The 15,896-nt window shown below is 63.1% G+C and carries 16 protein-coding genes and 1 tRNA gene; 5 read left to right on the forward strand and 12 right to left on the reverse strand.

The annotated features are described in order from the left end of the window. Nucleotides 1-94: 94 nt before the first annotated feature. The 7 genes from metK to GE253_RS15435 form a co-directional block, all read right to left on the reverse strand. Nucleotides 95-1,264 (reverse strand): methionine adenosyltransferase, encoded by a 1,170-nt coding sequence (metK, locus tag GE253_RS15405; protein WP_348770868.1) that lies wholly within the window; start codon nucleotides 1,262-1,264, stop codon nucleotides 95-97. 150 nt (nucleotides 1,265-1,414) lie between these two features. Then, nucleotides 1,415-1,867: a helix-turn-helix transcriptional regulator gene (locus GE253_RS15410; protein WP_153205052.1), complete on the reverse strand. Its 453-nt coding sequence runs from the start codon at nucleotides 1,865-1,867 to the stop codon at nucleotides 1,415-1,417. A 574-nt stretch (nucleotides 1,868-2,441) separates the two neighbouring features. After that, nucleotides 2,442-3,137 (reverse strand): DJ-1/PfpI family protein, encoded by a 696-nt coding sequence (locus GE253_RS15415; protein WP_153205053.1) that lies wholly within the window; start codon nucleotides 3,135-3,137, stop codon nucleotides 2,442-2,444. Between the two features lie 27 nt (nucleotides 3,138-3,164). Continuing rightward, on the reverse strand, nucleotides 3,165-4,196 hold the full coding sequence (gene holA, locus GE253_RS15420) for a DNA polymerase III subunit delta (RefSeq protein ID WP_348770869.1): 1,032 nt from the start codon (nucleotides 4,194-4,196) through the stop codon (nucleotides 3,165-3,167). 12 nt (nucleotides 4,197-4,208) lie between these two features. Next, complete coding sequence (lptE, locus tag GE253_RS15425) at nucleotides 4,209-4,715, reverse strand: LPS assembly lipoprotein LptE (protein WP_153205054.1); 507 nt, start codon at nucleotides 4,713-4,715, stop codon at nucleotides 4,209-4,211. A 319-nt stretch (nucleotides 4,716-5,034) separates the two neighbouring features. Then, nucleotides 5,035-7,620 carry a leucine--tRNA ligase gene (gene leuS / locus GE253_RS15430; protein ID WP_153205055.1) on the reverse strand — a complete coding sequence of 862 codons (2,586 nt, stop codon included), beginning with the start codon at nucleotides 7,618-7,620 and terminating at the stop codon, nucleotides 5,035-5,037. Between the two features lie 234 nt (nucleotides 7,621-7,854). Next, a complete protein-coding gene (locus GE253_RS15435) occupies nucleotides 7,855-8,382 on the reverse strand; it encodes a DUF3576 domain-containing protein (protein ID WP_153205056.1) in 528 nt (175 codons plus the stop codon). Nucleotides 8,383-8,685: 303 nt separating this feature from the next. On the opposite strand from GE253_RS15435, the gene GE253_RS15440 reads away from it, so the two are divergent. Then, the gene (locus GE253_RS15440) at nucleotides 8,686-9,603 is read left to right on the forward strand and encodes a rhodanese-related sulfurtransferase (protein ID WP_153205057.1); all 918 of its coding nucleotides are present in this window, start codon (nucleotides 8,686-8,688) and stop codon (nucleotides 9,601-9,603) included. A gap of 58 nt (nucleotides 9,604-9,661) precedes the next feature. Then, nucleotides 9,662-10,285 (forward strand): carboxymuconolactone decarboxylase family protein, encoded by a 624-nt coding sequence (locus GE253_RS15445; RefSeq protein ID WP_153205058.1) that lies wholly within the window; start codon nucleotides 9,662-9,664, stop codon nucleotides 10,283-10,285. Nucleotides 10,286-10,414: 129 nt separating this feature from the next. Here the strand turns inward: GE253_RS15445 and GE253_RS15450 are convergent. Together GE253_RS15450 and GE253_RS15455 are read right to left on the reverse strand one after the other, a co-directional pair. Continuing rightward, nucleotides 10,415-10,488, reverse strand: a tRNA-Gly gene (locus GE253_RS15450). A 73-nt stretch (nucleotides 10,489-10,561) separates the two neighbouring features. Next, entirely contained in the window at nucleotides 10,562-11,209 is a 648-nt protein-coding gene (locus GE253_RS15455; RefSeq protein WP_153205059.1) for an N-acetyltransferase, read from the reverse strand. 437 nt (nucleotides 11,210-11,646) lie between these two features. Between GE253_RS15455 and apaG the strand changes: the two genes are divergently transcribed. The 3 genes from apaG to GE253_RS15470 all read left to right on the forward strand — a co-directional run bounded on the left by apaG (nucleotide 11,647) and on the right by GE253_RS15470 (nucleotide 13,186). Beyond that, entirely contained in the window at nucleotides 11,647-12,039 is a 393-nt protein-coding gene (gene apaG, locus GE253_RS15460; protein WP_153205060.1) for a Co2+/Mg2+ efflux protein ApaG, read from the forward strand. A 185-nt stretch (nucleotides 12,040-12,224) separates the two neighbouring features. Continuing rightward, complete coding sequence (folE, locus tag GE253_RS15465) at nucleotides 12,225-12,842, forward strand: GTP cyclohydrolase I FolE (RefSeq protein WP_153205217.1); 618 nt, start codon at nucleotides 12,225-12,227, stop codon at nucleotides 12,840-12,842. 143 nt (nucleotides 12,843-12,985) lie between these two features. Beyond that, nucleotides 12,986-13,186, forward strand: a complete 201-nt coding sequence (locus GE253_RS15470; RefSeq protein WP_153205061.1) for a hypothetical protein — start codon at nucleotides 12,986-12,988, stop codon at nucleotides 13,184-13,186. 71 nt (nucleotides 13,187-13,257) lie between these two features. On the opposite strand, the gene GE253_RS15475 is transcribed toward GE253_RS15470, so the two are convergent. From GE253_RS15475 to GE253_RS15485, 3 genes are all read right to left on the reverse strand, one after another. Continuing rightward, nucleotides 13,258-13,554, reverse strand: coding sequence for a DUF2798 domain-containing protein (locus GE253_RS15475; RefSeq protein ID WP_153205062.1), 297 nt, complete (start codon nucleotides 13,552-13,554; stop codon nucleotides 13,258-13,260). A 229-nt stretch (nucleotides 13,555-13,783) separates the two neighbouring features. Then, nucleotides 13,784-14,569 (reverse strand): cytochrome c1, encoded by a 786-nt coding sequence (locus tag GE253_RS15480; protein WP_153205063.1) that lies wholly within the window; start codon nucleotides 14,567-14,569, stop codon nucleotides 13,784-13,786. Then, a complete protein-coding gene (locus GE253_RS15485; RefSeq protein WP_153205064.1) occupies nucleotides 14,569-15,876 on the reverse strand; it encodes a cytochrome b/b6 in 1,308 nt (435 codons plus the stop codon). The genes GE253_RS15480 and GE253_RS15485 overlap by 1 nt, the downstream gene beginning before the upstream one ends. Nucleotides 15,877-15,896 lie beyond the last annotated feature (20 nt).

Raw genomic sequence — 15,896 nt, forward strand, 5'->3', positions numbered from 1 at the left:
TGCTGGATCAACCGGGCTTGGGAAAGGTCTTGTGAAAGGCAAACGGCCCGCCGGTAAGGGCGGGCCGGTCGCAGGTACTTTGGCAGGGCCTGGATCAGGCGCCGAACGCAGACTTCAGATCGGCAACCAGATCGGTGTTCTCCCAGCTGAAGCCGCCATCGGCTTCCGGCTCCCGGCCGAAATGGCCATAAGCAGCGGTGCGGGCATAGATGGCGCGGTTCAGCTTCAGATGCTCGCGGATGCCACGGGGGCTCAGGTTCATCAACTGGCGCAGCACGTCGGACAGCTTGTCCTCATCCACGCGGCCGGTGCCGGCCGTGTCGATATAGACCGACAGCGGGTGCGACACGCCGATGGCGTAGCTGAGCTGGATGGTGCACTTGTCGGCCAGACCGGCGGCGACGACGTTCTTGGCCAGATAGCGCGCGGCATAGGCGGCAGAACGGTCCACCTTGGTGGGATCCTTGCCGGAGAAGGCGCCGCCACCATGCGGGGCAGCCCCGCCATAGGTGTCCACAATGATCTTGCGGCCGGTCAGACCGGCATCACCATCCGGGCCGCCAATGACGAAACGACCGGTCGGGTTGACGTAGAACGCCTCTTCCGGGCACATCCAGCCTTCCGGCAGGATGCCCAGCACATGGCGGCGCGCGGTCTCCCGGATTTCTTCCTGGGACACGCTTTCGGAATGCTGGGTGGACAGCACAACGGAGGTGGCGCCGACCGGCTTGCCATCGCGGTATTGCAGGGAGAACTGGCTCTTCGCATCCGGGCCCAGCCAGGGGGTGGCACCGGAATGGCGCACTTCCGCCAAGTTCTTCAGCAGCTTGTGGCTGTAATAAATCGGTGCCGGCATCAGGGCCGGGGTTTCGGTGCAGGCATAACCGAACATGATGCCCTGGTCGCCTGCCCCTTCATCCTTGTTGCCGGCGGCATCGACGCCGACGGCGATGTCAGCGGACTGGGCGTGCAGATGGACCGCAACATCGGCGGTGGCCCAGTGGAAGCCCTTCTGCTCATAGCCGATATCGCGGACGGCCGCGCGGGCAACCTCTTCCACCTGCTTCAGCAGTTCACCTGGGCCGCGCACTTCACCGGCGATGACGATCCGGTTGGTGGTCGCCAGGGTCTCACAGGCGACGCGGGCATAGGGATCCTGGGCCAGATACAGGTCGACCACGGCATCGGAGATGCGGTCACACACCTTGTCGGGATGGCCCTCGGAGACTGACTCGCTGGTGAAAATATAATTCGTCTTTGCCACTTGCGATCGCCTCGGTCTGTGAAAGCGCTGGGTGTTGAAAAAACACGCCGCCCCTGGAACAACCAGGTGCAGCGTGTTTGTCGCAAGCTTTACGGATATGGTCAAGAGAGGGTGACAGCCATTTGCCGGCATTTCACCCTTTCAGGTTGCTCAAGCCGCGTCGGCGGCCGAAGCAACAGCCTTGGTCAGCTCGAAGATGCGCTTGCGCACACCGGGATCGGTGATGCGATAATAGGCGCGCACCAGTTCCAGCGTCTCGCGCTTGGCCATCGGGTCCGGCTCACCGGCTTCCGGCATGGCGGACGGCGCGCTGCTGGCCTCACCGCTCTCCGGGTCGGCAATGTCGTCGAAGAAGAAGGAGACCGGTACGTCCAGCACGCGGGACAGGTCGAACAGGCGGGAAGCCCCGATGCGGTTGGCACCCCGCTCGTATTTCTGCACCTGCTGGAACGTCAGGCCAATGGCCTCGCCCAGTTTCTCCTGGCTCATACCCAGCAGGGTGCGGCGCAGTCGGACGCGGGCGCCGACATGCACATCGATCGGATTGGGCTTACCCAGCTTGGGACGACCGCCACCACGACGGCCACGGGTTGCGGTTTGCATTTTAACAACCTCCAGATTGGCGGATGGGCTGATCCTGCGACATACGTTTGCATGGCGTCAAGTTCTTTGCCCTATGCTTCGGGATGTAAGGTCACCGGCTTCTGCGCCTTTTTCGATGGCTTTCCTAAAGCTGTATGAGTGGGGGGGCTTTTTTTACAGAAGCGACGTGTTATGAAGATGAACACGCCCTCTGGCTGTGCCAATAGTTCTTTCGGTCACATAGCCAAAGGATATCACGGGGCTGGAACTGGAAATCGTCGCCCAGTAATGTCTGATCAATGGCTTCAATTGTATGCCGAAAATGGTTAGGTCGGCGTATTGTGCATGGCTGCCAGTATGACGGTCTCCAGCCGGTCGATTTCATCCTCGGTCAGTTCAGAAGACTGGCTTAGAGCGGATCGCATAAAGCAGACAGCGATGCCTACGGGAATGACGTTGGCCGCGTCAAAAAATCTGATCTGAAGTGGCTTCCTGTCGCAAATTCGTGTCCCGGCCCTCGAATTTGTGTCTACAGCCCCTCGGTTCCCAAATTTGTATCGGCGATCCGTATAGTCGTGTCCAAATCGGCCTTGGCTTAAAAATCCGTGTCAGCATACAGGCCCAGCCGGGTGGCGGCGCGGCTGGCGGCCTCCCAGCGGCGGTCTTGAAAACCCGCAGCACGGTCGCGTAGTTGGGTCACCAGATCGGCGGGTGCCTGTTGCGGGTTGCCGGCGGCAAAGGGTGGGGCCGGGTCATATTCCATGGAAAGCTGGGTCGTCTCCGCCCGCTCCCGCCCTAACAGCAGTTCGGCCAGCACCAGGGCGAAATCAATGCCCGAGGTCACGCCGGCGCCGGTAACGCGGTTGCGGTCCACCACCACCCGTTCGGCCACCGGTGTGCAGTTGAACAGGGCCAGCTGTTCCAGCGACAGCCAGTGGCAGGTGGCCCGATAGCCGGTCAGCAGCCCCGCCGCCGCCAGCAGCAGCGATCCGGTGCAGACCGAGGTGACATAGCGGGCCTGTGCGGCCTGGGCGCAGAGAAATTCCAACACTGCCGCATCATCCATCAAGGCCAGCTGGCCGGGGCCGCCGGGCACGAACAGGATATCGGCGGGCGGGCAATGGGCGAAGTCCACTGTCGGCAGCAGGCGCAGGCCGCCCCCATCCGTGACGGGGGTGGTGTCCTTCCAGGCCAGATGGAGGGTCAGTTCCTTCAACCGGGCCAGCACCTCGAACGGGCCGGTCAGGTCCAACTGGGTCAGGCCGGGATAAAGCAGCATCACCACATTCATCACCCTACCTCCCCTTGCTTAGGCACCCTACCCGCCGCGCCTGGCCCATTGTGCCAGTTGGAAGAAGGTGCGGGCACAGATCGTTTCATCCGGCATATGGGTGCGTTTGGCATCGGCCTCCGCCTCCACCAGCCGGGTCAGGGCCTGGGCCAGCAGCGGCAGGGTCCAGCGGCGCACCTGGGCTACCATCGGCGTTTCCAGCTTGAAGAAGACGGGCGGGCGCAGGGACTTCACCGCCTGCTGCGGTGTCTGGCCATGGGCCATATGGGCCACCGCCTGGTGCAGCCGCTGGAAATGCCGCTGGGCGGCGCGCAGGATGGCCACGGTGCTGGTGCCATCGGCGAACAGGCGGCGCAGGCTGCGATCCACTTCCGCCAGATCGCCGGACGCGGCGGCCATGGCCGGTTCATCCAGATCCAGGGCGGCGCTATCGCCGATCACGGCGCGCACATCGGCCAGCGTCACCCGCTTCTCGCCCAGCATATAAATCGCCAGCTTGTCGATCTCGCTGCGGGCCATGGCGCGGTCGCCCACCAGATTGCCGGCCAGCCAGTCGCGCGCCTCCGGATCGATCTGCATCCCATGGTCCACCATCATGCGGCCGATGGTGGCGGCCAGCTCGTCCTCCCCCTCCACATAGCAGGCGATGGCGGCTGCCTCTTCGCCGGCATCCTCCACCGCCTTGCGCAGTTTGGAACGGGCGTCCAACTCGCCGGCCTCCACCACCAGCAGCGTATCGCCGGGGGGCATGGCCTTCAGCAGGCCGGTGATGGCCGGCGCCAGTTTTTCATCCGCATCGCGCAGCCGTACCACGCGGCGCCCGCCGGTCAGGGCGATGGCGGCCATTTCATCAGCCAGCCGGGCCGGATCGCCCGTCACCTGATCGGCCTTCATCTCCGTCACCCGGAACGGGTCGGAAAGGTCGGCACAGGCGGATTGCGCGGCGAGCTTGCCGCGTTCGCGCACCAGCCCCGGATCGGGGCCATAGAGCAGCACCAGCCGGGTGGCCGCACCGGGGCGCTTGGCAAAGGCATCGGCGTTGCGGGGCTGGACCTTCACGGGTGCCTCCCCTCAGCTGGCATCGCGGACGAAATAGAGTGACAGCCGGGTGCGGATATCGTCGGCCAGTTCCGTCAGGCCACGATCATAGGCGCCCTGGCGGCTGGCCAGCACGGCGAACTGGCTGTCCAGCAGGTTGAAGCTGATCACGGAGCGGGAGAAGGTGCGATAGACCACCTGACCGCTGTGATTATCGATCAGTTCATAATTGGCCTGCAGGCGCAGGCGGGCGCGGGTGGCCGTGGCATCCTTCTGGATGCCTAGTTGCTCTTCGGCCGCCGACAGGGCAACGGCCAGCCGGTAACGCGCATCCGCCGGGCGGCCGTCGGTATAGAAGCGGTCGATCAGATTATTGCGCAGCACCTGACCATTGCGGTCGGGGATCGGGTCGATCTGCACATTGGCCAGGGCCATGCCGGCCGTCACGCCGCCGGCCCGTGTGCCATAAACCGGCTGGAACCCGCAGCCGGCGAGCGGCAGCAGGGCGATAAGGGCGGCGGCAATCAGGCGCTTGGACATGGACAAATCGTTCCCTGGCAGGGGCGGCGGCGCAGTTTAACGCGGATGGGGGGGCGGCGGCCATCCCCTCCACGGTCTATTCCTTGACCACTACTCTCTTCGTCTACTCTTCCCGTCATTCCCGCGAAGGCGGGAATCCATACAACGCTTCTACAGGATGCCATTTCCGGTTCGGCGATGGTGCTTGGATTCCCGCCTTCGCGGGAATGACGGTTTAAGGCAGGGCCAAGAGGAGAGAATAGAAGGGGCTTCAAAGGTAGTTGGGAAATACCCTACCACCAAACATCGATGGGGGCCGGTCGCCCGGCCCCCGTTTCCATCACGCCACGATATTGACGATGCGGTTGGGCACCACGATGACCTTGCGCGGTTCCTTGCCGTCGAGCGCACGCTGCACATTGGCATCGGCGAGCGCTGCGGCCTGGGCCACATCCTGGGCGCAGTCGCGCGGCAGGGTCAGCGTGGCGCGCAGCTTGCCATTCACCTGCACGCCCATGGTGACACTGTCATCCACCACCAGGGCCGGATCGGCCACCGGCCAGGCACGCTCCACCAGCAGGTCGCCATGGCCCAGTTCGGCCCACATTTCCTGGGCCAAATGCGGCATCACCGGCTGCACGATCTGCGCCATATATTCCAGCGCCTCGCGGGCGGCCCAACCCTCATCCGCGCCGACCGTGCCCTTGGCTGCCAGCTTGGACAGGGCATCACCCAGCGCATTGGTGAAGGTGCGCAGCTTGGCCACGGCGCTGTTGAAGCGATAGCCCTCGATATCCTCCCCCACGCTGGCGGCTGCCTTGTGGGCGGCGCGGCGGATGGCGGTGGCGTCCGCGCTGAAGCTGTCCGGCTGGGCGCTGTTGGCGGCGGGCAGGTCAAAGCCCGGTTCCGTCACCAGACGCCACAGCCGGTTGATATAGCGCCAGGCGCCATCAATGCCGGCCTCGGTCCATTCCAGATCGCGGTCGGGCGGGCTGTCGGACATCATGAACAGGCGGGCGGCATCGGCACCATAGGAACCGATGATGCCTTCCGGATCGACGACGTTCTTCTTCGACTTCGACATCTTGATGACGGGGCCGACCGTCACCGGTGACCCGTCAGCAATCTTCTTTGCCGTCGTGCCCTGAATTTCCACGTCGGTGGGGAACATCCATTTGCCGTCAGTATCCTGGAAGGTGGCGTGGGTCACCATGCCCTGGGTGAACAGGCCGCCAAACGGCTCGGCCAAGTCCAGATAACCGACATGGGAGAGGGCGCGGGTCCAGAAGCGGGAATAGAGCAGGTGCAGCACGGCATGTTCGATGCCGCCGATATAATTATCGACCGGCAGCCAGTACTTCACCAGTTCCTTGTCAAAGGCCACCTGTTCGTTGCGCGGGTCGGCGAAACGCAGGAAATACCAGCTCGACTCGATAAAGGTGTCGAACGTGTCCGTCTCCCGCTCCGCATCCTTGCCGCAGGACGGGCACTTCACATGCTTCCAGGTGGCATGGCGGGCCAGCGGGTTGCCCGGCTGGTCGAAGGTTACGTCCGGCGGCAGGGTCACCGGCAACTGGTCTTCCGGCACATGCACCACGCCGCAATCCGGGCAATGGATGATGGGGATCGGGCAGCCCCAGTAACGCTGGCGCGATACGCCCCAGTCCCGCAGGCGGAACATGGTCGTGCCCTGGCCCCGGCCCAGGGATTCGATCTTGGCGATGGCCGCCTTCTTGCCCGCTTCCACTTCCATGCCATCCAGGAAGTCGGAATTGCGCAGCAGGCCGGGGCCGGCATAGGCCTCAGTCCCCACCTGGAAGCTGGCGGGATCGGCATCGGCCGGCACCACCACCGGCTTCACCGGCAGATCGTACTTGCGGGCGAAATCCAGGTCGCGCTGGTCATGCGCCGGGCAGCCGAAAATGGCCCCCGTGCCATATTCCATCAGCACGAAATTGGCGACATAGACCGGCAGGTGCCAGCCCTTCACAAAGGGATGCTCGGCCGTCACCGGCGTGCGATAGCCCTTCTTTTCCGCCTGTTCCAGCGTGGCTTCGCTGGTGCCCATGCGGTTGCATTCGGCGATGAATTCGGCCAGATCGGCATCACCCTCCGCCAGCGTGGCGGCCAGCGGGTGGTTCGGGCTGATCGCCACGAAGCTGGCACCGAACAGCGTGTCGGGCCGCGTGGTGAACACCTCCAGATCGGCATGGCCGCCCGACAGCTCGAAGAAGAAGCGGCAGCCCTGCGACTTGCCGATCCAGTTCTCCTGCATGATGCGGACCTTCTCCGGCCAGCGGTCCAGCGTGCCGATGGCGGAGAGCAGTTCGTCAGCGAAATGGGTGATCTTCAGGAACCACTGGGACAGCTTGCGCTTTTCCACCAGGGCACCCGTGCGCCAGCCGCGCCCGTCAATCACCTGTTCATTGGCCAGAACGGTGTTATCCACCGGATCCCAGTTGACCCAGCTTTCCTTGCGATAGGCTAGCCCCGCCTTCAGGAAATCCAGGAACATCTTCTGTTCGAACCGGTAATATTCCGGCCGGCAGGTGGCGATCTCCCGCTCCCAGTCGATGGCAAGGCCCATCGTCTTCAACTGGGCGCGCATCGCCTTGATGTTCTCGTAGGTCCAGGTGCCCGGATGCGTGTTCCGCTCCAGTGCGGCGTTTTCCGCCGGCAGGCCGAAGGCGTCCCAGCCCATCGGGTGCAGTACGTTGAAACCCTTGGCCCGCTTGTAGCGGGCGATCACGTCGCCGATGGTGTAATTGCGCACATGGCCCATATGGATGCGCCCCGACGGATAGGGGAACATTTCCAACACATAGGTCTTGGGCTTTGATGGATCGGCGGTGACGGCAAAGCTGCGGCGCTCGTCCCAGACGGACTGCCACTTGGCTTCGGTTTCACGGACATTGTAGCGGGACATCGGGGGCAGCCTTGGAAGGGGTAACGGGTGTCGCTTCGCCGGGCGTCACCCGTTACAGGGGCTGCCGCCCGGCGCGATCTTTAACTTATGCCAGCGCCATGAATTATGACCTCTGGTCAGAATTCATGGCCCTCAGGCGCCGGCGCCAACTCCGTTGGCTTGGCTTCACGCGGCACGGGCCGCTAAGGCGGCGGTTGCCGCCGTACCAACCTTCATGAGTGATGAAGGTTGGTGTTACTTCGCCTCAGCGGCGACAGCCTGCTGACGTAGCTGGCGGGCGCGCGTCAGCACGCTGTCTTCCAACTGGGTACGGGTTTCGGTGGTGACCGGGGCATCCAGCCAGACACCGTTCTGCTGTACCTGCCGGAACACGCTGGCGCGCACGCCATCGGCACGCAGGGCGGCATCGACGATGTAGAGATTGACCTTGAAACGTTCCGTCGGGGTGGCCGGCGGGGCGTACCAGTCAGTCAGGATGATGCCACCATAGGGGTCGGCCTGGGTGATGGGCATGAATTCCACCGTATCCAGGGCGGCACGCCACAGGAAGGCATTGACGGCCACCGTACCAGCGGGGCGGGCGGCGACATTCATGCCGGCGCTGCCATCGCTGTTCTGGCGGAAGGTCTGGTTGGGCTGCGGGGCATCCGGCTCGGACGAACCGAGGCCGACGCTTTCCAGCACACCGCAGGCAGACAACCCGAGGGCCAGGGAGCCCAAAAGGGCGGTTCGACCGATCATGGACAGGGCACGCAAGGACATGGGCAAGCCACCTGGGAACAGCCAGCGGGAAAGACAGAGCCACCCTTAGAGCAAAAAAGCCGGCTCTAGGCAAGGCCGGGCGCTTGAGGCCAGGGTGGCGGCGTATGCTTTACACGCAATCAAGGCGGGATTCAGGCGCTAAATCCGTAAAAAGCTGAAAGCCGGGCGGGGATGGCCTGGATGATGCGGCAGCCACATCATTGCCGGGGCCATTCCCGCCCCCCGCTTTTTGCCCTTGCATCCAGGTCAGCGGCCACCCAAAAGCCCACGAGTCCCTTCACCTGTAGAGTCAGCCCTGCCGCCATGACCTATGCCATCGCCGCCTTCTACCGTTTTGCCCCCATCGCCGACCCGGCGGGCCTGCGTGACCGGCTTCATGCGCTGTGTGAGGCGGAAGGGGTGAAGGGCACGCTGCTGGTGGCGCCGGAAGGCATCAATGGCACGCTGGCCGCCGCGCCGGCGGCCATGCGTCGTGCGATTGCGGCGATTGCCGAAACCGCCGGGCTGGCAGAGCCGCTGGAACCGCGCTGGTCGGTGGATGAAACCATGCCCTTCCTGCGCCTGCGCGTGCGGTTGAAGCGGGAGATTGTCACTATCAAGGAACCTTCCGCCGATCCGACCCGGCAGGTCGGCACCTATGTGGAGCCGGAGGATTGGAACGCCCTGATCAGCGATCCGGAAACCCTGGTCATCGATACCCGCAACGGGTTCGAGGTGGCGCTGGGCACCTTTCAGCGCGCGGTGGACCCCGGCACGGCCAGCTTCGGGGAATTTCCCGCCTATGTCCGCCGTGAACTGGACCCGCAGCGGCACCGCCGCGTCGCCATGTTCTGTACCGGCGGCATCCGCTGTGAGAAGGCCACCGCCTTCATGCTGGCTGAAGGGTTCGGGGAGGTTTACCACCTGAAGGGCGGCATCCTGAATTATCTGGAACGCATCGGGCCAGAGGACAGCCTGTGGTCCGGTGGCTGTTTCGTCTTTGATGAACGGGTGGCGCTGGGCCATGGGCTGGTGCCGGTGGAAGGCGTCAGCGCCTGCCTGGGCTGTGGTGCGCCTTTGACCGAATCCGACCGCGCCGACCCGCGTTTTGAGGAAGGGGTGGCCTGCCCCGCCTGTGCCGACCGGGATGAACCGGCCCGACGCGCGGCCCTGCGCGAACGCCAACGCCAGATCACGCTGGCTCGCCAGCGCGGTGCCCGCCATCTGGGGCCGCGCGATTGAGTTTTGGCGTTCTCTGTTGAATGATATATCTTAATGTCATTTAACAGAGGAGCTGCCGATGCCGAACACCGTGATGCCCCGCGTGCCGCTGGCGGCGATGAGCCGGTCCATCGCGGCGGCCTTTCATCGCTGCGTGGAAAAGACCGGCGATGGCACCATCATTGAGGTGATGGCCCACCAGCCCGATATCATGCGCTGGTATTTCGAGGAATTTTACGGCGGCATTTTCTATAATCGCCTGCCCGGAATGCGGGTGGATGTGCGCAGCAAGGAATTGCTGCGCCTCAAGCTGTCCAAGCAGCATGGTTGCCAGCTCTGCAACCGCTCCAACACGCTGGACGCCTTGGCGGCCGGTATCACCCAGGAGATGATTGACGCCATCCACACGCCCGACGCCCCGGTGTGGGATGATAAGGACCGGGCGGTGATTGCGCTGGCCGATGAAATGACGCTGCAACACATGGACGGGCATTTGTCTGCCGACCTGTACGCCCGTCTGCGCACCCACTATGATGATGGCCAGATCGTGGAACTTGGCTTCGTCGCCGCCATCCTGACTGGCATCGCCAAATGGATTTTCACTTTTGATATTGTGGACCGGGAAGAGGTGTGCCCGATCGGCAAGCCGGGTGGGGTGAGGGGGCTTTTGCTGACGGCCGGGGATTACTCCCCAGAGTCATGATCCACGGCTTTGGGTATCAGACCTTCATCGCCGCATCCATGTATGGATGACAGCAACGGGAAGGCGCAAAAAAACTCATCCCGCCGTCATGTGCGTGGACTGAGCTTACAAATTTTGTGCGGAGGGCGTTGGAGCGGGTGAAGGGAATCGAACCCTCGTCGTAAGCTTGGGAAGCTTCTGCTCTACCATTGAGCTACACCCGCGCCGGGAGCCCCCTTATAGGGGCTTCCAAATGCATAATCAAGGCCCTAATCGCTGTCGCCGCCCGGTGTTTTTTCAGCGCGCCGCGCGCCGCGTGCGACGTCGAGACACCATGCTGTTGGCGGCAATATCGCTGTCGCCAGCCATTGCTGGCGTGGTCGGCAGCAGCATGGTAACCGCCGCCGCCGGACGGGCGGGTTTGGCCGAGCGGACCTTTGCCGGCACCGCACGGCCAACCGTTCCGGTCACCCCGGACAGCGCGCCTTCCACCAGTTCCAGGCCCAGGAACCGGGCCGGATCAACCGGACCGGGCAGGGACAGACCCAGCACGCCGTCACGCGCAAAACCAAACCGCACGTAATAGGGCGCATCGCCAACCAGGATGACGATCTTGTGCCCCTGTTCGGCCGCCTTGGCCAGGCTGTGCCGGATCATCTTGCCACCCACCCCTTCGCTGCGATGGGCCTCATCAATGGCAATGGGCCCCAGCAACAGGGCCGGCGTGCTGCCGCCCAGCATGATCGGCCAATACCGGATGGTGCCGATCAGCTTTTCGTTGCCGTCACTATCGGTGTCGGTGGCGACAAAGCAGAGATCGGGCACCGGTGCAACGCCCTTGCGCAGCCGATAAACCGTTTTAGTGTGCCGCTTCGGACCGAAGCTGCCGTCGAGAAGCTGTTCAATGGCGCCGGCGTGGGACGGCAGCTCAAGCGTAATATTCATGCGATTGGGGTGTCCCGGCATAAGCAATAAAGGGGGCGATACAATGAAGCATCGGGCCGGGACCCCCTGACGCGAAAAGCGCCATCAGGTCCCGTGCAGGAAGACCGGCCGGCCCAGGGGCTGGCACGTGTTCTTTCGTCGTCGCAGGATGATGGGGCGCAACATTGCGCAGCTCTTCAGCAGTTGCATACTGATCGCTATATGAGGCCATTGCCGCCGGCACGCAAGTGGCTATTTCATGACCGAAGGGGCAGGGTACGATGGTGGCTATTGCCTGCGGGCTTGGTTCGGCCGCCGCACCGTCCTATAGTTGGCGGAAATGGTCGGCATCGGCCGGGCCGAGCCCGGCCAAGCCATGATAAAATTCAAGGGCTGGCCGGTGTTCCGTTCCGGTTCCGGCCCGCGGGAAGCCGCTGCCGCCGGGTTGGGAGAGTGATTTGTACGTTGAAACAACGCGCCATATCCGCGTGACGGTGGAGCCGGAATTCCTGGCCGACCAGTCGCAACCAGCGGCCGACCGCTATGTCTGGGCCTATCATATCCAGATTGAGAATACCGGGCTGGAGACGGTGCAGCTGCGCACCCGCCATTGGATCATCACCGATGCGCTGGGGCGTACGCAGGAGGTCCGGGGGCCGGGTGTGGTGGGGGAATTCCCCCAGCTGCCGCCGGGCGGCCGCTTCCGCTATTCCTCCGGCACGCCGCTGGCCACGCCGTCGGGTATCATGCGCGGCTTTTATCAGATGGAGACGGCGACGGGCGAACTGTTCGATGTGACGGTCCCCGCCTTCTCCCTGGACAGCCCGCATCAGGAACGACGGTTGAATTAATTTATTGCGGTGGGTGGCAATTCCACGGTTCCGTGCAATTGGCCGCTTGAAACCCCGTGATTCCCATCCAATTGGATAATCAGCCTGGCGGGTTATCCCCTGCCGATCGCCAAAAACAGGAAAGGGAGCGTTGTCCCGTGGCTGCACCTAAGAATAAAACCGCCGACAATGTCGTTCCCGGCCCGCTGCATGGCCGCCGTGCCGGCAACAGCCTGCCCAAGCCGACCCGTGCCGAGGCGGAAGAGGCGGTGCGCACCCTGATCCGCTGGGCTGGTGATGATCCGGAGCGGGAGGGGCTGCTGGGCACGCCCGACCGCGTTGTCCGTTCCTATGACGAGTTTTTCGCCGGCTATCAAGTGGACCCGGTCGACCTGCTGGCCCGTACCTTTGAGGAGACGGACGGCTATGATGAGATGGTGGTGCTGAAGGGCATCCGCATCGAAAGCTATTGCGAACATCATATGGTGCCAATCATCGGCAAGGCCCATATCGCCTATCTGCCGCGCAACCGCGTCGTCGGCATTTCCAAGCTGGCCCGCGTGGCGGAGGTCTATGCCAAGCGCCTGCAGATCCAGGAAAAGATGACCTCCCAGATCGCCAATACAATTGAGGAGGTGCTGGAACCGCTGGGTGTCGCCGTGGTGATTGAGGCCACGCACCAGTGCATGACGACCCGTGGCATCCACAAGCCCGGTGTCACCATGGTGACCAGCCGGATGCTGGGCGCCTTCCGCGAGGATGAGAAGACCCGGCGGGAGTTCCTGGCCATGATCGGCAACCCCAGCTCTTCCATGGAAGGGTGAAACGTCGCCTTCTGGCCCCTTGCCGTCACCGTCCGACCTTGACGACGCTCTAACAGTTCGCCACCATAAAGAAATACAACTTTCTAAATCAGGAGGGTGGAATGGTGGCCATTTCGGCAAGCGGGGCTGGGAAAGATCCGGGCATGATCAGCCTGCTTGGCTTCTGCTTTCTGCTCGGCCCGATCTGCCTCTTGGGCGGGGGCATCGGTCTGGGGCTGGCTGCCGGGCTGGGGCTCGCACCCTCTTTATGGACGGTATCCGCCAGTTTTATGGTGCTGTTCGTGGCCTTGCCCTTCTGGTTCTACCTGCTGCACCTTTACATGCGGCCCCAGGCGATGGGCTGAGCCTGACAGAAAAGCATGTAAAAAGGGGCGCTTCCCGGCGGGGAAGCGCCCCTTTGCTTTACGGGTGAGACTCACTGGGCCGGGCTTTGCACCAGCAGCCCGACAATGCGCCGCACCAGTGGCAGCACCAGCAGCAGGGTGGGAAAGGCGATCAGCCAGGACAGGCCCCAGGCCTGCAGCCAGTGGCCGGCCACCCCCTCGGTCAGGCCGATATTGCGCAGGGTGGCGACGGCCGAGACCACACAGGTCATCAGGATCGACAGGATCAACGGCATGACAAACGCGGCGGCCGATGGCGGCAGCTTGCGAAAACCGGCCCGCCGGGCCTGACGGGCGGATGACGCGAAACGGGCATTGAGATCAGACATGGAAGGCACCTTGAAAAAGGGCCCCAGAAGCGGGTCCAACGGCATAACACACCGTCAGCTACCCTTCCGGGGCTGTTGGTGCGTTGATTGACGTTGAACGCTTACGGCGATCATCCTGTGACGCGCCTGTTTTTATAGGCACAGACGTGCCAATGCGGCAAGCGCAAAGAAAAAGGGCGCTTCCCCTGCCGGGAAGCGCCCTTTCTCCACTTACCGTTCCCAGACGGGATCAGTGTGCATCCGCCCAGACGCGGCGCTTGGCGGCATACATGATGCCGGCAAACACCACCAGGAAGGTGATGGCCATGATGCCGACGCGGCGGCGTTCTTCCAGCTTGGGCTCAGCGGCCCAGGCCAGGAAGGTCACCACGTCATGCGCCATCTGCGGCACGGTGGCCTTGGTGCCATCGGTAAAGGTCACGCCGTTTTCGAACAGCGGCATGGGCATGGCGATGGCATGGCCGGGGAAGTACTTGTTGTAATTGCCGCCCGGCGGAATATGAGCGTCGGCCGGAGCCTCCTCATAACCGGTCAGGATGGCGTAGACATAATCCTCGAAATGCGAGCGTGCCTTGACGATCAGCGACAGATCGGGCGGGGCCTTGCCGCCATTGGCGGCAGCGGCGGCCTGCTTGTTCGCAAACGGGCTCTTGAACTTGTCGGCGGGCAGGCCCGGACGGGTAAACATCTCGCCCTGGTCGTTCGGGCCGTCGGTCACTTCCACCGAGGCCGCGATCGCCTTCACCTCTTCCTCATTGAACCCGACATCATGCAGGTTCCGGTAATGAAGCAGGTGCATGGAATGGCAGGCGGCGCAGACTTCCTTATAGACCTGGAAGCCGCGCTGCACGGCCGCATAGTCATAGCCCTTGAAGAAGGACAGGAAGCTGTTGACGCCACCATGGGCCCATTCCTGGGCCGGCGGAACAGCAACATCGCCAGCAGCCTGGGCACCAGCCGTGAGGCCGGCAACAGAGAGGACACCTGCGGCGATCAGATTACGAAGACGACGCATCAGGCCTTCTCCATCACTTGGGCGGTAGCGCCGGTGGCGACCGAACCGCCGCCCAGAACGGGCTTGGCGATGGAGGCCGGCAGCGGCAGCGGCTTCTCGATCCGGCCGATGATCGGCAGGGCCAGGAAGAACACGAAATACATCACGGTGGCGATCTGGCCCAGCAGCACATAGGGCTGCTCCGCCGGCTTGCCGCCGACATAGCCCAGCACCAGGAAGGCCGGCACCAGCCACAGCAGCACCCACCACTTGAAGATCGGGCGGAAGCGCGAGGAACGGACCGGGGAAGTATCCAGCCAGGGCAGCACGAACAGGATAGCGATGGAGCCGAACATGCCGATCACACCACCCAGCTTCGCCGGGATCAGCACCACATCCGTAAAGGGCAGGGTGATGGAGAAGGTGATGGAACGCAGGATGGCATAGAAGGGCAGGAAATACCATTCAGGCACGATATGCGCCGGGGTCACCAGCGGATCGGCCGGAATGTAATTGTCCGGGTGGCCCAGATAGTTGGGCGCAAAGAACACGAAGGCCGCGAAGATGATCAGGAACAGCACGGCGCCGAACAGATCCTTCGTGGTGTAGTAGGGGTGGAACGGCAGCGTATCCTGCGGGCCCTTCGGTTCCACACCCAGCGGATTGTTGGAACCGGTGATGTGCAAGGCGGCAACGTGCAGGAACACGACCGCGATCAGCACGAAGGGCAGCAGGAAGTGCAGCGCGAAGAAGCGGTTCAGGGTCGGGTTATCGACCGAGAAGCCACCCCACAGCAGGGTCACGATATGCTCACCCACCACCGGGATGGCGGAGAACAGGTTGGTGATCACCGTGGCACCCCAGAAGGACATCTGGCCCCAGGGCAGCACATAGCCCATGAAGGCGGTGCCCATCATCAGCAGCAGGATGATGACGCCGAAGATCCAGATCAGTTCGCGCGGGGCCTTGTAGGAACCGTAATAAACGCCGCGGAAGATATGGATATAGACGGCGATGAAGAACATCGACGCGCCGTTGGCATGGATGTAGCGGATCATCCAGCCCCAGTTCACATCACGCATGATGCGTTCCACGCTGTCAAAGGCCAGCGCAGTATTGTTGGTGTAGTGCATTGCCAGCACCACACCCGACAGGATCATCGTTGCCAGCACCACCATGGCGATGGCGCCGAAATTCCACAGGGAATTGAAATTACGCGGAGTCGGGAACGACCCGTACTCCTTGTTCATCATCGTAATAATCGGCAGGCGCTGGTCGATCCAGTTCACCACCGGGTTATTAAAATTGGACTGTGGGGCGTGGGCCATTTGGCACTCCCTCTGCCTGG

The organism is Niveispirillum sp. SYP-B3756 (genome assembly GCF_009495745.1).
GTDB lineage: Bacteria > Pseudomonadota > Alphaproteobacteria > Azospirillales > Azospirillaceae > Niveispirillum.

Bases quoted from the DNA above. Each gene is read 5' to 3' on its own strand.
- GE253_RS15410 (WP_153205052.1), bottom strand. From the start codon at position 1,867: ATGCAAACCGCAACCCGTGGCCGTCGTGGTGGCGGTCGTCCCAAGCTG.
- GE253_RS15415 (WP_153205053.1), bottom strand. From the start codon at position 3,137: ATGAATGTGGTGATGCTGCTTTATCCCGGCCTGACCCAGTTGGACCTG.
- lptE (WP_153205054.1), bottom strand. From the start codon at position 4,715: ATGTCCAAGCGCCTGATTGCCGCCGCCCTTATCGCCCTGCTGCCGCTC.
- leuS (WP_153205055.1), bottom strand. From the start codon at position 7,620: ATGTCCCGCTACAATGTCCGTGAAACCGAAGCCAAGTGGCAGTCCGTC.
- GE253_RS15435 (WP_153205056.1), bottom strand. From the start codon at position 8,382: ATGTCCTTGCGTGCCCTGTCCATGATCGGTCGAACCGCCCTTTTGGGC.
- GE253_RS15440 (WP_153205057.1), top strand. From the start codon at position 8,686: ATGACCTATGCCATCGCCGCCTTCTACCGTTTTGCCCCCATCGCCGAC.
- GE253_RS15445 (WP_153205058.1), top strand. From the start codon at position 9,662: ATGCCGAACACCGTGATGCCCCGCGTGCCGCTGGCGGCGATGAGCCGG.
- GE253_RS15455 (WP_153205059.1), bottom strand. From the start codon at position 11,209: ATGAATATTACGCTTGAGCTGCCGTCCCACGCCGGCGCCATTGAACAG.
- GE253_RS15470 (WP_153205061.1), top strand. From the start codon at position 12,986: ATGATCAGCCTGCTTGGCTTCTGCTTTCTGCTCGGCCCGATCTGCCTC.
- GE253_RS15475 (WP_153205062.1), bottom strand. From the start codon at position 13,554: ATGTCTGATCTCAATGCCCGTTTCGCGTCATCCGCCCGTCAGGCCCGG.
- GE253_RS15480 (WP_153205063.1), bottom strand. From the start codon at position 14,569: ATGCGTCGTCTTCGTAATCTGATCGCCGCAGGTGTCCTCTCTGTTGCC.
- GE253_RS15485 (WP_153205064.1), bottom strand. From the start codon at position 15,876: ATGGCCCACGCCCCACAGTCCAATTTTAATAACCCGGTGGTGAACTGG.